At 71.9% G+C, this 13,167-nt stretch carries 12 protein-coding genes; 6 read left to right on the top strand and 6 right to left on the bottom strand.

What is annotated here, in order from left to right; translation table 11 throughout:
* Window positions 1–5: 5 nt before the first annotated feature.
* Genes ABZY20_RS07150 through ABZY20_RS07130 form a run of 5 tightly spaced genes read right to left on the bottom strand, consistent with a single transcriptional unit; the run spans window position 6 to window position 4,960 of the window.
* On the bottom strand, window positions 6–1,025 hold the full coding sequence (locus ABZY20_RS07150) for a Gfo/Idh/MocA family oxidoreductase (protein WP_356437790.1): 1,020 nt from the start codon (window positions 1,023–1,025) through the stop codon (window positions 6–8).
* Window positions 1,026–1,043: 18 nt separating this feature from the next.
* The gene (locus tag ABZY20_RS07145; RefSeq protein ID WP_356437788.1) at window positions 1,044–1,946 is read right to left on the bottom strand and encodes a sugar phosphate isomerase/epimerase; all 903 of its coding nucleotides are present in this window, start codon (window positions 1,944–1,946) and stop codon (window positions 1,044–1,046) included.
* Window position 1,947: 1 nt separating this feature from the next.
* A complete protein-coding gene (locus ABZY20_RS07140) occupies window positions 1,948–2,859 on the bottom strand; it encodes an ATP-binding cassette domain-containing protein (protein ID WP_356437786.1) in 912 nt (303 codons plus the stop codon).
* A gap of 5 nt (window positions 2,860–2,864) precedes the next feature.
* Window positions 2,865–3,941 (bottom strand): ABC transporter permease, encoded by a 1,077-nt coding sequence (locus ABZY20_RS07135; protein ID WP_356437784.1) that lies wholly within the window; start codon window positions 3,939–3,941, stop codon window positions 2,865–2,867.
* Entirely contained in the window at window positions 3,941–4,960 is a 1,020-nt protein-coding gene (locus ABZY20_RS07130; protein ID WP_356437782.1) for a sugar ABC transporter substrate-binding protein, read from the bottom strand. Before ABZY20_RS07130 ends, ABZY20_RS07135 begins: the two co-directional genes overlap by 1 nt.
* Window positions 4,961–5,283: 323 nt before the next feature.
* Here ABZY20_RS07130 and iolC point away from each other — a divergent pair, with 323 nt between their 5' ends.
* From iolC to ABZY20_RS07100, 6 genes are read left to right on the top strand one after another with little or no spacing between them, the layout of a single operon-like run.
* Complete coding sequence (iolC, locus tag ABZY20_RS07125) at window positions 5,284–6,261, top strand: 5-dehydro-2-deoxygluconokinase (protein ID WP_356437780.1); 978 nt, start codon at window positions 5,284–5,286, stop codon at window positions 6,259–6,261.
* 12 nt (window positions 6,262–6,273) lie between these two features.
* The gene (locus ABZY20_RS07120) at window positions 6,274–7,152 is read left to right on the top strand and encodes a deoxyribose-phosphate aldolase (RefSeq protein WP_356437778.1); all 879 of its coding nucleotides are present in this window, start codon (window positions 6,274–6,276) and stop codon (window positions 7,150–7,152) included.
* Between the two features lie 13 nt (window positions 7,153–7,165).
* Window positions 7,166–8,059 carry a 5-deoxy-glucuronate isomerase gene (gene iolB / locus ABZY20_RS07115; protein ID WP_356437776.1) on the top strand — a complete coding sequence of 298 codons (894 nt, stop codon included), beginning with the start codon at window positions 7,166–7,168 and terminating at the stop codon, window positions 8,057–8,059.
* Window positions 8,056–9,927 carry a 3D-(3,5/4)-trihydroxycyclohexane-1,2-dione acylhydrolase (decyclizing) gene (gene iolD / locus ABZY20_RS07110; RefSeq protein WP_356437774.1) on the top strand — a complete coding sequence of 624 codons (1,872 nt, stop codon included), beginning with the start codon at window positions 8,056–8,058 and terminating at the stop codon, window positions 9,925–9,927. Before iolB ends, iolD begins: the two co-directional genes overlap by 4 nt.
* Window positions 9,928–9,985: 58 nt before the next feature.
* Window positions 9,986–11,479 carry a CoA-acylating methylmalonate-semialdehyde dehydrogenase gene (locus tag ABZY20_RS07105; protein WP_356437772.1) on the top strand — a complete coding sequence of 498 codons (1,494 nt, stop codon included), beginning with the start codon at window positions 9,986–9,988 and terminating at the stop codon, window positions 11,477–11,479.
* 23 nt (window positions 11,480–11,502) lie between these two features.
* Window positions 11,503–12,288 carry a GntR family transcriptional regulator gene (locus tag ABZY20_RS07100; protein ID WP_356437769.1) on the top strand — a complete coding sequence of 262 codons (786 nt, stop codon included), beginning with the start codon at window positions 11,503–11,505 and terminating at the stop codon, window positions 12,286–12,288.
* A gap of 6 nt (window positions 12,289–12,294) precedes the next feature.
* Here ABZY20_RS07100 and ABZY20_RS07095 read toward each other — a convergent pair whose 3' ends face one another.
* Entirely contained in the window at window positions 12,295–13,119 is an 825-nt protein-coding gene (locus ABZY20_RS07095) for a DUF427 domain-containing protein (protein ID WP_356437767.1), read from the bottom strand.
* Window positions 13,120–13,167: the final 48 nt, after the last annotated feature.

The following is a 13,167-nucleotide window of genomic DNA, read 5'->3' as shown; positions in this document are numbered from 1 at the left end:
CGGAATCACGTGTACAGAGCGGGTTTCCCGGCGAGTTCGATCTCCACCCGGCCGCCGTCCGCCAGCGCCCGCGCCCCCGCCTCGCACACCGCCGCCGCCGCGTAGCCGTCCCAGACGCTCGGGCCGGTCACCTCGCCGCGGCGGGTGACGTCGACCCAGGCCTGGACCTCGCGGTCGTAGGCCGTCTCGAAGCGCTCCGTCCAGTCCTGGGCGATGGTGCCGCCCCAGCGGCCGGCCATGCTGGTGACCAGGGCGTGGCCGTCGCCGATGCGGGCGGTGCCGCGTTCGCAGACCAGCTCGGCCTGCACCTGGTAGCCGAAGCCGCAGTTGACGAAGATCTCGACGTCGCTGATCGCGCCGCCGTCGGTCTCGAAGACCACGAACTGGGGGTCCTGCAGGCCGTCCGGGGCGCTGGCCGAGGGGGTGGGGCGCAGCACGGTGACCGCGGTGATCTCGTGGCCCAGCAGCCAGCGTGTCGCGTCGGCCTCGTGGGCGACGGAGTCGGTGACGAGCATGGAGCTGGTGAAGAAGGGCGGGCTGGCGACGTTGCGGTGCCGGTTGTGCAGCATCAGCGGCCGGCCCAGCTGGCCGGTCGCCAGCAGCGCCTTCAGCTTGGCGTACTCGGGGTCGTAGCGGCGCATGAAGCCGACCTGCACCCGGCGGTGGCCGAGGCGCAGTTCGGCTTCGAGGACGCGCAGGGCGGAGGCCGCGTCGGGGGTGAGCGGCTTCTCGCACAGCACCGGCAGGTCGCGCTCGAACGCCGCGAGCAGGGTGGCCTCGTGGGCCGGTCCCGGGGAGGCGATCAGCACGGCGTCGACGCCGTCCGCCGCCATCGCGGCGGCCGGGTCGGTGTGGGCGGTGCAGCCGTCGACGCGGGCGGCGACGGCCTTCGCGCGCTCCGCGTCGACATCGGCGACGGCCACCACCCGTGCTCCGCTGGTGACTTCATGGATGCGGCGCACGTGGTCGGCGCCCATCCGTCCGGTACCGATGACCGCGACTCCCAGGGGGGCGCGCTCCGTCATGGCCGTCCTTTCGGGTCGTCAGGCGCCGCAGGACCGCAGGAACTTGCGGGTGCGCACCGCGATCGGCAGCGGCTTGTCCGGCTCGCAGGGGTACATGTCCTGCTCGACGATGGCGAACAGGTCCACGCCGAGCTTCTGAGCGGCCGTCAGGACCGGGCCCAGCTCCGGGACGCCGGCGGGCGGTTCGCACATCACACCGCGCGCGACGGCCGGGCCGAACGGGATCTCGTTCTTGACGACGTCGGCGAGGATCTCCGGGTCGACCTGCTTGAGGTGCAGGTAGCCGATGCGCTCGCCGTAGGTCTCGATGAGCTTGACGCTGTCGCCGCCGCAGTAGGCGTAGTGCCCGGTGTCCAGGCAGAGGTTGACGTGCGCGGAGTCGGTCGAGTCGAGGAACCGCTCGACGTGCTCCTCGGTGTCGATGTGGGTGTCGGCGTGCGGGTGGACGACGATGTCCAGGCCGTAGGTGTCCTTCACCTCGCGGCCGAGGCGCTCCATGCCCGTGGTGAGGTGGCGCCACTGCTCGGTGGTGAGCTCCGGCTCCTCCAGGATCTCGGCGGTCTTGTCGTCGCGCCAGAAGGACGGGATGACGACGAGGTGCTCGGCGTCCATGGCCTGGGTCAGCGCGGCGACCCGGCTGACCTGCTCCCAGGTGGAGTCCCACTCGGAGGGGCCGCGGTGCAGTCCGCAGAAGATCGTGCCGGCGGAGACCTTCAGGTTGCGCCGGGTCACCTCGTCGGTGAGCCGGGCCGGGTCGGTCGGCAGGTAGCCGTAGGGGCCGAGTTCGATCCAGGAGTAGCCGGCCTCGGCGACCTCGTCGAGGAAGCGCTGCCAGGGCACCTGCTGGGGGTCGTCGGGGAACCAGACGCCCCAGGAGTCGGGGGCGGAGCCGACCCGGATGCGGTCGAGCGCGAGGGCCATGTCAGGACTTTCCTTCCGAAGGCGCGGCTGCGGGAGCGGTGAGGTCCCCCTCCTCGGGGAGCTCGTCGACGTCGACGCCGCGGACCTGTGCCAGCTCGTGCTTGAGGGAGGCCAGTTCGGCGCCGCCCGCCATGTGGTTGGTCAGCTCCTCGAGGCTGACGTCGCTGCGGGAGGCGGACAGTTCCATGGTGCCGAGGCGCAGCACGCTGAAGTGGTCGCCGACCATGTAGGCGTGGTGCGGGTTGTGGGTGATGAAGATGACGCCGAGGCCCTTCTCGCGGGCGGCGGCGATGTACTTCAGCACCACACCGGACTGCTTGACGCCGAGGGCGGCGGTCGGCTCGTCCAGGATGAGGACGCGGGCGCCGAAGTAGACGGCGCGGGCGATGGCGACGCACTGGCGCTGGCCGCCGGAGAGCGTGCCGATGGGCTGCTCCAGGTCGTCCAGGACGATGCCCATGTTGCGCAGTTCCTCGTCCGCGGTCTTCTTCATCCTGTCGATGTCGAGACGGCGCACGGGCCAGGGGCCCTTGGTCATCTCGGAGCCGAGGAAGAAGTTGCGCCACACCGGCATCAGCGGGACGACCGCGAGGTCCTGGTAGACCGTGGCGATGCCCTGGTCGAGGGCCTCGCGCGGGCTGGAGAAGCGCACCGGCTCGCCGTCGACGAGGAACTCGCCCTCGGTGTGCTGGTGCAGCCCTGAGATGATCTTGATGAGGGTGGACTTGCCGGCGCCGTTGTCGCCGAGGACGCAGGTCACCTTGCCGGGGTGGACGGTGAGGTCGACGCCGTGCAGGGCGCGGATGTTGCCGTAGGACTTGCCGGCGGCGCGGAGTTCGACGAGGGGGCGGTCCCCGTCGGGCGGGGCGTCCGTCAGGACGGCGCCGTGGGTGGCGGTCTCTTTGCTGGTCATGGCTGTCACCTCCGGGTCGCCGTGCGCTGGACCCACAGATTGATGAGGACGGCGCCGATGAGCATCACGCCGAGGAAGGCCTTGAACCAGTCGGGGTTCCAGCCGGCGTAGACGATGCCCTGCTGCACCATGCCGAACATGAAGGCGCCGAAGACGGGGCCGATCGCGGAGCCGTAGCCACCGGTGAGCAGGCAGCCGCCGATGACGGCAGCGGCGATGTAGATGAGCTCCTGGCCCACGCCCTCGCCGGACTGCACGGTGTTGAAGGAGAACAGCTGGTGCATGCCGACGAACCAGGCGCCGAAGCCGACCAGCATGAACAGGGAGATCTTGGTGAAGGTCACCGGGACGCCGACGGCCCGCGCGGAGTCCTTGTTGCCGCCGACGGCGAAGATCCAGTTGCCGTACCGGGTGCGCAGCAGCACCCAGGTGGCCAGGGCCGCGAAGACCAGCCACCACACGACGGTGATCTTGACGTTGACCCCGCCGACCTCGAAGGTCGAGGCGAAGAGCTTCTGCGCCCCGGCGAAGCCGTCCATGTCGCTGATGTCGTCGGTGGCGACGTTGCCCGTGACCAGCTTGGTGACGGCGAGGTTCACGCCCTGGAGGATCAGGAAGGTGCCGAGGGTGACCAGGAAGCTCGGCAGGCCGGTCTTGACCAGCATCCAGCCGTTGAAGGCGCCGATGCCGAGGGACACGATCAGGGCGACGACCACGCCCACCCAGACGTTCAGCGTCAGCTGGTAGCTGAGCATCGACGCGGTCAGCGCCGAGGTGACCACGGCGACACCGGCCGACAGGTCGAACTCCCCGCCGATCATCAGCAGGGCCACGGGCAGGGCCATGATCCCGATGGTCGACGACTGGTAGAGGATGTTCGCCATCGAGCTGCCGTCGCGCACCGGCGGCGCCGCGAACAGGAAGAACACGAGGACGGCGACGGCGCCGAGGAAGACGCCGACCTCGGGGCGGGCGAGCAGCCGCAGCGCCAGCGGGCGCTGCCGCGTCCGGCCGTCGGTCTGCTTCGGGCCGGGGGCCGGCGGTGTTCCCACCGCCGGCGTGGCCTGCTGGGTCATGCTCATCACCGGGTGCCCTTCGCGGCGAACTCCCCGATCCTGTCGACGTTGGCCTTGTCGACGAAGGCCGGACCGGTCAGCACGGGCTGTTCGCCGCCGCCGCTGTAGTTGCCGTTGTTCTTGTAGAGCCAGAGTCCGTCGACGGCCAGGTAGCCCTGGAGGTAGGGCTGCTGGTCGACGGCGAACTGGATGTCGTCGCCCTTGATGGCCTTGATGAGGTCCTTGTTGAGGTCGAAGGTGGCGACCTTCGCCTTGCTGCCGGCGTCGCCGACCGACTGCACGGCGGTCAGCGCGAAGGGGGCGCCGAGCGTGACGACGTAGTCGATGGACGGGTCCTGCTTGAGCTTGGCGGTGATCGTCGACTTCACGGACGGCATGTCGGTGCCGTTGACGTTCTGGGTGTCGAGCTTGCCGTCGAAGGTCTTGTCGACGCCGTCGCAGCGCTGGGTCAGGCCGACGTTGCCCTGCTCCTGGACGACGCAGAGGGCGTGCTTGGCGCCGACCTCGTTGAGCTTCTTGCCGAAGGCCTCGCCGGCGACGGACTCGTCCTGGCCGAAGAACTCCAGCAGGTTGAGCTCCTTCCAGTCGCTCAGGCCGGAGTTGAGGCCGACGACGGGTATGCCGGCCTTCTCGGCCTTGCCGATGACGCTCTTGAGCGCGTCCGGCTTGGCGAGGGTGACGGCGATGCCGTCGACCTTCTGGTCGATCGCGTTCTGCACCAGGTTGGCCTGGTTGCCGGCGTTCGGGTCGGCGGAGTAGACGAGCTTGATGTTGTCCTTGGCGGCCGCGGCCTCGGCGCCCTTGCGAACGGTGTCCCAGAAGGTGTCGCCGGGCGCCTGGTGGGTGACCAGCGCGACCGTCATGCGCGGCGTGTTCGCCTTGCCGGCGGAGGCGTCCGCGCCGCCTTCCTCGGACTTCTTGCCCCCGGAACTGCTGGAGCAGCCGGCGAGGGTCAGGGCCGCCGCGGCGGCCACGGCGACTACGGGCGCGAACCTGCGGGAGCGGGGGTGAGAAGAGCGGTCCATCTTTCCTGGCACCTCACTGTGCTACTGCGGGGGAAAGGGAGGGGATCACGAGGGATCCGTGGTCCCGGAGCCTTACGGAGTCCGGATCATGATGCCGCAAACAGACTGTTGCGATGCCACGGGATCCAAGTCCTTGCAGCGCCCGCTGTCAATACTTTGTTAAGACATCATTTCACAAGCAGGTCCGAATGTAAGTACAAACTATTGACACCACCGCCCTCCGGGACCTACACCTGGGAGGCGGCAGGTCCATGGATCCCCCGCCCTTCACCGTGGCAGGGCACCTCCGGACCCGCATCCCCAGCTTCCCGAGGAGGTCGCGCATGGCCGAGCCAGCCCAGTATTTCGACTTGATCACGATGGGCCGCATCGGGGTCGACCTGTATCCGCTGCAGACCGGTGTCCCGCTGGCCCGGGTGGAGACGTTCGGGAAGTTCCTGGGAGGTTCCGCGGCCAACGTGGCGGTCGCGGCGGCCCGGCTCGGACGCCGGACCGCGGTCATCACACGCACCGGCGACGACCCCTTCGGCACCTACCTGCACGAGGAGCTGAAGGGCTTCGGCGTCGACGACCGCTGGGTCACCCCGGTGGCGGCGTACCCGACCCCCCTCACGTTCTGCGAGATCTTCCCGCCGGACGACTTCCCCCTGTACTTCTACCGTCGCCCCAAGGCCCCCGACCTGGAGATCCGGAGCGACGAGCTGGACCTCGCGGCGATCCGCGGCGCCCGCGTCTTCTGGATCACCGGCACCGGTCTGAGCGAGGAGCCGAGCCGCTCCGCCACGCTCGCCGCCCTGCAGGCCCGTGCCAAGGCGGGCACCACCGTCTTCGACCTGGACTGGCGCCCGATGTTCTGGCAGGACCCCGAGCAGGCCCGCCCCCACTACCGCGAGGCCCTGCGCCACGCCACCGTCGCGGTCGGCAACCTCGACGAGTGCGAGGTCGCCACCGGCGTGCGCGAACCGCAGGCCTGCGCCGAGGCGCTGCTTCAGGCGGGTGTGGAGCTGGCCGTGGTCAAGCAGGGCCCCAAGGGCGTGCTGGCCGTGCACCGCGACGGCAGCCGGGCCGAGGTGCCGCCCGTGCCGGTCGAGGTGGTCAACGGCCTGGGCGCCGGCGACGCCTTCGGCGGCTCCCTGTGCCACGGTCTGCTCGCCGGCTGGGACCTGGAGAAGACCATGCGCCACGCCAACGCCGCCGGCGCCCTCGTCGCCTCGCGCCTCGCCTGCTCCTCCGCGATGCCCACCGAGTCCGAGGTCGAGGACCTCCTCGCCGGGGCACCGTCGCCGAGCACGAGCCACTGAACGGAGCCTTCCTTGAACATCGGCATCCCCGACCTCACCACGGTCAGAGCCCGCCATCCCGAGGCCGTCGCCGAGGCGGCGGCGCGCCGGGTGCGCCGCCCGCTGATCGGCGACAGCGGCCGCCTGATGATCGTGGCCGCCGACCACCCGGCGCGCGGCGCCCTCGGCGTCGGCGACCGGCGCCTGGCCATGGCCAACCGCGCCGACCTGCTGCAGCGCCTGTGCACCGCGCTGTCGCGGCCCGGCGTCGACGGGGTGCTCGCCACCGCCGACATCCTGGAGGACCTGCTCCTGCTCGGGGTGCTGGAGAACAAGGTCGTCATGGGCTCGATGAACCGCGGCGGCCTCGCCGGGGCCCGTTTCGAGATGGACGACCGCTTCACCGGCCACCGCGCCGAGGACATCGCCCGGCTCCGCTTCGACGCGGGCAAGCTCCTGGTCCGCGTCGACTACGACGACCCGGGCTCGCTGACCACCCTGGAGTCCACCGCCCGGGCGATCGACGCCATGGCGGAGCGCCGGCTGCCCCTGTTCGTCGAGCCGTTCATCTCCCGGCGGGTCGACGGCCGGGTCCGCAACGACCTGTCCGCCGAGGCCGTCACCCGGTCCATCGCGATCGCCTCCGGGCTGGGCGGCACCTCCGCGTACACCTGGCTGAAGCTGCCCGTCACCGACGATCCGGACGACATGGCGGAGGTCCTGGAGACCTCCACGCTCCCCGTCGTCCTGCTCGGCGGCGAGGTCGGCGAGGACCAGGAGGGCGCCTACGAACGCTGGCGCAAGGCCCTGCGGCTGCCCACCGTCCAGGGCATGGTCGTCGGGCGCTCGCTGCTCTACCCGGCCGGGGGCAGCGTGGAAGAGGCGGTGGACACGGCCGTCGGTCTGCTGTGAACCGGAGGATGCCATGACGTACCACCTTCCCGCCGGCAAGGCGCTCGCCGGCCCCTACGTCGTCGACGTCACGCCCGAGACGGCGGGCTGGGGCCACTGCAGCCTGCGGGTCCTTCAGCTGCCGCCGGGCGGCTCCCACACCTTCGACAGCGGCGACAGCGAGTGGATCGTCGTCCCGCTCAGCGGCGCCTGCACGGTCGCCTCCGCCGACGACTTCGGCCGGGACTCCTTCGACCTGCACGGCCGCCCCGACGTCTTCAGCGCGGTGAGCGACTTCGCCTACGTGCCGCGCGACGCCCGGGCCACCGTGACGTCCGCCGCCGGCGGCCGGTTCGCCCTGACCGGCGCGCGCTGCGAGCGCCGGCTGCCCGCCCGCTACGGCCCCGCCTCCGAGGTGCCCGTGGAGCTGCGGGGCACCGGCAGCTGCTCCCGGCAGGTCAACAACTTCGGCGCGGCCGGGGTCTTCGAGTGCGACAAGCTCATCGCGGTCGAGGTGATCACGCCGGGCGGCAACTGGTCGTCGTTCCCGCCGCACAAGCACGACGAGCACCGGCCGGGCGAGGAGTCCGTGCTGGAGGAGATCTACTACTTCGAGTTCGCCGCCCACGACGGCGTCCCCGGCCTCGGCTACCAGCGCGTGACCCCCTCCGGCCCCGGCCGCGACACCGACGTGCTCGCGGAGGTCCGCGACGGCGACGTCGTCCTCATCCCGGACGGCTGGCACGGCCCGTCGATGGCCACGCCCGGCCACCACATGTACTACCTCAACGTCATGGCGGGCCCGGAGGCCGAGCGCGCCTGGCTGATCTGCGACCACCCCGACCACGCCTGGGTCCGCGACACCTGGCCGGACCAGCCGGTCGACCCCCGGCTCCCCCTCTACACCGCCCCGGAGACCTCCCGATGAGCGCCCGCACCCGCCGACTGACGACCGCCCAGGCCCTGGTGCGGTTCCTGTCCGCCCAGTACACCGAGCGGGACGGAGTGCGCCGCCGGCTGATCGCCGGGACCTGGGGCATCTTCGGCCACGGCAACGTCGCCGGGGTCGGCCAGGCGCTGGTCGAGCACGCCGATGTGATGCCGTTCCACCAGGGCCGCAACGAGCAGTCCATGGTGCACGCGGCGGTCGGCTACGCCCGGCAGCTCAACCGCCTGTCCGCGCAGGCCGTGACGACCTCGATCGGCCCGGGCGCCACCAACCTCGTCACCGGCGCGGCCCTCGCGACCATCAACCGGCTGCCGGTCCTGCTCCTGCCCGGCGACTACTTCGCCTCGCACGCCCCCGACCCGCTGCTGCAGCAGCTGGAGCACCCGGTCGAGGCCGACGTGTCGGTCAACGACACGCTGCGCCCGGTGTCGCGGTACTTCGACCGGATCCACCGCCCCGAGGCGCTCATCCCGTCGGCGCTGCAGGCCATGCGCGTGCTGGCCGACCCGGCCGAGACCGGCGCGGTGACGCTGGCCCTCCCCCAGGACGTCCAGGCGGAGGCGTACGACTGGCCGGAGGAGTTCTTCGCCGAGCGCGTCTGGACCGTACGGCGTCCCGCGCCGGACCCGGTGGAGCTGACGGCGGCCGTCGAGGCGATCCGGTCGGCCGAACGCCCGCTGATCGTGGCCGGCGGCGGGGTGCACCACAGCGAGGCCGAGGAGGCGCTGAAGGCGTTCGTGGACGCCACCGGCATCCCGGTCGCCTCCACCCAGGCGGGCAAGGGCGCGCTGCGCCACGACCACCCCGCCGACCTCGGCGGCATCGGCCACACCGGCACCGCTGTCAGCGACGACCTCGCCCGCACCGCCGACCTGGTGATCGGCGTCGGCACCCGCTACACCGACTTCACCACCGCCTCCGGCACCCTCTTCCAGAACCCGGACGTGCGGTTCCTCAACCTCAACATCACCGGCTTCGACGCGCACAAGCTCGCCGCGCGCACCCTGGTCTGCGACGCGCGGACCGGCTTGGAGACGCTGGCCGAGGCGCTGGCCGGGCACCGGGTGGGCGCGGCGTACGAGGCCGGGTACCGCGCCGGGAAGGAGCGCTGGGACGAGGTCGTCGAGGCCGCCTTCCGCGCCGGCGACGACAGCGCCGTCCCGACCCAGACGCAGGTGCTCGGCGCGCTGGACGCCGCCGTCGGCGACGACGACGTGGTGATCAACGCGGCCGGTTCGCTCCCCGGGGACCTGCACAAGCTGTGGCGCTCGCGCAGCCCGCGCCAGTACCACCTGGAGTACGGCTACTCCTGCATGGGCTACGAGATCCCGGCCGGTATCGGCGTCCAGCAGGCCGCCCCGGGCACGCCGGTGTGGGCGCTGGTGGGCGACGGCACCTACCTGATGATGCCGACGGAGATCGTCACGGCCGTCCAGGAGGGCCTGCCGCTCAACGTCGTCCTGATCCAGAACCACGGCTACGCCTCCATCGGCGGGCTGTCCGAGGAGACCGGCGGCGAGCGGTTCGGCACCGCCTACCGCTTCCGGGCCGCCGACGGCACCTTCACCGGCGCCCCGCTCCCGGTCGACCTCGCGGCCAACGCCGCCAGCCTCGGCATGGACGTCCTGCGCGCCAAGACGGTGCGCGACCTGCGCGAGGCGCTGGCCGCGGCCCGCTCCTCGGACCGGCCGACGTGCGTGTACGTCGAGACCGACCCGGCCCCGACCGCTCCCCCGGCCGAGGCCTGGTGGGACGTGCCGGTCGCCGAGACCGCCTCCCGCGAGGCCGCCGTCGCGGCCCGCGAGCGCTACGACCGCCAGGTCGCCGGCCGCCGCCGCCACCTCTGACCTCCCCGCCCGACCCCCGCTGCCCGACCCCCCGCTGCCCGAAAGGCCCTCGCACACCATGAAGACCCTCACCCACTGGATCGACGGCAAGCCCGTCGAAGGCACCTCCGGCCGCTTCGGCCCCGTCTACAACCCGGCCACCGGCGCCCAGGAGAAGCAGGTCCCCTTCGCGACCGCCGACGAGGTGGACGCCGCCGTCGCCTCCGCGAAGGCCGCCTTCGAGAGCTGGGGCACCTCCTCCCTCGCGAAGCGCACGGCGATCCTGTTCAAGTACCGCGAACTGCTGGACGCGCACCGCGACGAGATCGCCGCACTGATCACCGGCGAGCACGGCAAGGTGCACTCCGACGCGCTCGGCGAGGTCGCGCGCGGCATGGAGATCGTGGAGCTCGCCTGCGGCATCTCCGTCCAGCTCAAGGGCGAGCTGTCCACCCAGGTCTCCTCCCGGGTCGACGTCGCCTCCATCCGCCAGCCGCTCGGCGTGGTCGCGGGCATCACGCCGTTCAACTTCCCGGCGATGGTGCCGATGTGGATGTTCCCCCTCGCCATCGCCTGCGGCAACACCTTCGTGCTGAAGCCGAGCGAGAAGGATCCGTCGGCCTCGCTCAGGCTGGCCGAACTGGCCGCCGAGGCCGGTCTGCCCGAGGGCGTGCTGAACGTCGTGCAGGGCGACAAGACGGCCGTGGACCGCATCCTGGAGCACCCGGACATCGAGGCGGTCTCCTTCGTCGGCTCGACGCCGATCGCCAAGTACATCCAGCTGAAGGCCGTCGAGCACGGCAAGCGCGTCCAGGCGCTGGGCGGCGCCAAGAACCACATGCTGGTGCTGCCCGACGCCGACCTGGACCTCGCCGCCGACCAGGCGATCAATGCGGCCTACGGCTCGGCGGGCGAACGCTGCATGGCGGTGTCGGTCGTGGTCGCGGTCGGCGACACCGGTGACGAGCTGGTGGGGAGGATCGCCGAGCGCGCGAAGAACCTGCGGATCGGCCCGGGCACCGACCCGGCGTCCGAGATGGGCCCGCTGATCACGCGCGAGCACCGCGACAAGGTCGCCACCTACGTGGCGAGCGCGGCGCAGCAGGGCGCCGAGGTCGTCGTCGACGGCACGGGCCTGACCGTCGAGGGCCACGAGGACGGCTTCTTCCTCGGCGTCTCGCTGCTGGACCGGGTGCCGCTGACGGCGGACGCCTACCGGGACGAGATCTTCGGCCCGGTGCTGTGCGTGGTCCGCGCCGACACCTACGACGACGCCATCAAGCTGATCAACGCCTCCCGCTGGGGCAACGGCACCGCGATCTTCACCCGGGACGGCGGCGCCGCCCGCCGCTTCCAGCTGGAGGTCAAGGCGGGCATGGTCGGCGTCAACGTGCCGATCCCGGTGCCCGTCGGCTACCACTCCTTCGGCGGCTGGAAGGACTCCCTCTTCGGCGACCTGCACATCTACGGCAACGACGGCATCGCCTTCTACACCCAGGGCAAGGTCGTCACCACCCGCTGGCCGGACCCGTCGGACGGCGGCATCAACCTCGGCTTCCCCAGCAACTCCTGACCCCGTAAAAGGGAGGTCCGTCCATGGCGAGGACAGGTGACCGGGCCCGCACCGCGGCCGCGCCCGCGCTGGCCCGGCTGGACTTCGCCCTGGACCGGGCCAGTCCGGTGCCGCTGTACTACCAGCTCGCGCGGCAGCTGGAGGCGGCGATCGAGCACGGGGTCCTCACGCCGGGCGACCTGCTGGGCAACGAGGTCGACCTCTCGGTGCGCCTCGGCCTGTCCCGCCCCACCGTCCGCCAGGCCATCCAGTCCCTCGTCGACAAGGGGCTGCTGGTCCGGCGGCGCGGGGTGGGCACGCAGGTGGTGCACAGCCAGGTCAGGCGCCCCCTGGAACTGAGCAGTCTCTACGACGACCTGGAGGCGGCCGGTCAGGGGCCCACCACGCAGGTCGTGCGCAACGAGGTCGTCGCGGCGCCCTGCGACGTGGCGGCCGCCCTCGGCGTGCCCGAGGGCGGCGAGGTCACCGTGCTGGAACGGCTGCGGCGCACCCACGGCCAGCCGGTGGCACTGCTGTGCAACTACCTGCCGGCGACGCTGCTGGACCTCGACAGCGCGCGTCTGGAGTCGACGGGCCTGTACCGCATGCTGCGCGGAGCGGGCCTCACCCTGCACAGCGCCCGCCAGACCGTCGGCGCCCGCGCGGCGACGGCCCAGGAGGCCGCCCGCCTGGACGAGGCGGCGGGGGCGGCCCTGCTCACCATGCAGCGCACGGCGTACGACGACACCGGGCGGGCGGTGGAGTACGGACGGCACCTGTACCGGGCGTCGCGGTACACGTTCGACTTCCAGTTGCTGGTGCGGGCCTGAGCGGCCTCACCGGCGGCTCTCCCCGCGCAGCATCCGGCTGAACGGTGTCTCCGGGCGCTCCAGGCGCTCGCCGTCGAGGGTGATGTCGACGGCCTCGTTGAAGAAGGCGACGCGGCCCCGGACCGCCGCGACCGCGGGCAGCGGCTCGGGATAGCTCCACAGGATGTTCGGCGGCACCTCACCCCCGCCGCGCCAGGACCAGTACGCGGCGGTGCCCTTGTAGGGGCAGCCGGTGTGGTGGGCGGTGGCCTCGAACAGGTCGAGGCGGACGTCCTCGCGGGGGAGGTAGTACCGGGTCGGCAGGGACGTCTCGAAGAGCAGGACCGGGGACCGGGTGTCCGCGACGGCCGTCCCGTCGACCTCGACCCGCACATGGCGGCTGCTGGGCAGCGCGTCCACGCGTTTGTGCGGGTCACGGGGGTGGATGAAGATCTCCTCCTCTTCCTCGTACCAGTGGTCGAGGCCGGTGTCGGTGCGCCGGAACCACTCGAAGGCGATGTGGCCGGCCAGGTCGTCGGCGGGGAACGTCCAGGCCGCGTTCCGGCGGGGCTCGCCGTCGGCGTCGAGGTCGTAGAAGATCCGGGAGCCGGTGTGCGCGCCCGTGGGCGGGCGCTGCGCCGGGTGGAGCAGGTCGGTGCGGACGTCCGCGCGCGGGAAGGCGTACTGCGGCACGGGCAGGTGGGGTTCCCAGACGAGGACGGGGTGCCGGCTGTCGACGACGGTGACGTCGCCCTTGCGGCCGCGCACCCAGCGCTCGCTGGGCTCCCACAGGAGGCCTTCGGGGGTGGTCCTGATCGACCGGGCGCCGGGGTGGGCCGGGTGGGTGGTCATGGCCGGTGCTCCTTCCGGAGGTCCGGATGCCGGTTCCCCTCCACCGTC

This window comes from Streptomyces sp. NPDC006624, assembly GCF_040611555.1.
Lineage (GTDB): Bacteria > Actinomycetota > Actinomycetes > Streptomycetales > Streptomycetaceae > Streptomyces.
The sequence above is the reverse complement of the archived record's forward strand: the minus strand, read 5'-3'. Positions and strand labels throughout refer to the sequence as shown.

Excerpts from the sequence above, each read along its gene's own strand:
- ABZY20_RS07140 (WP_356437786.1), bottom strand. The coding sequence starts at position 2,859 with ATGACCAGCAAAGAGACCGCCACCCACGGCGCCGTCCTGACGGACGCC.
- ABZY20_RS07130 (WP_356437782.1), bottom strand. The coding sequence starts at position 4,960 with ATGGACCGCTCTTCTCACCCCCGCTCCCGCAGGTTCGCGCCCGTAGTC.
- iolD (WP_356437774.1), top strand. The coding sequence starts at position 8,056 with ATGAGCGCCCGCACCCGCCGACTGACGACCGCCCAGGCCCTGGTGCGG.
- ABZY20_RS07095 (WP_356437767.1), bottom strand. The coding sequence starts at position 13,119 with ATGACCACCCACCCGGCCCACCCCGGCGCCCGGTCGATCAGGACCACC.
- ABZY20_RS07150 (WP_356437790.1), bottom strand. The coding sequence starts at position 1,025 with ATGACGGAGCGCGCCCCCCTGGGAGTCGCGGTCATCGGTACCGGACGG.
- iolC (WP_356437780.1), top strand. The coding sequence starts at position 5,284 with ATGGCCGAGCCAGCCCAGTATTTCGACTTGATCACGATGGGCCGCATC.
- ABZY20_RS07105 (WP_356437772.1), top strand. The coding sequence starts at position 9,986 with ATGAAGACCCTCACCCACTGGATCGACGGCAAGCCCGTCGAAGGCACC.
- ABZY20_RS07135 (WP_356437784.1), bottom strand. The coding sequence starts at position 3,941 with ATGAGCATGACCCAGCAGGCCACGCCGGCGGTGGGAACACCGCCGGCC.
- ABZY20_RS07100 (WP_356437769.1), top strand. The coding sequence starts at position 11,503 with ATGGCGAGGACAGGTGACCGGGCCCGCACCGCGGCCGCGCCCGCGCTG.
- ABZY20_RS07145 (WP_356437788.1), bottom strand. The coding sequence starts at position 1,946 with ATGGCCCTCGCGCTCGACCGCATCCGGGTCGGCTCCGCCCCCGACTCC.
- iolB (WP_356437776.1), top strand. The coding sequence starts at position 7,166 with ATGACGTACCACCTTCCCGCCGGCAAGGCGCTCGCCGGCCCCTACGTC.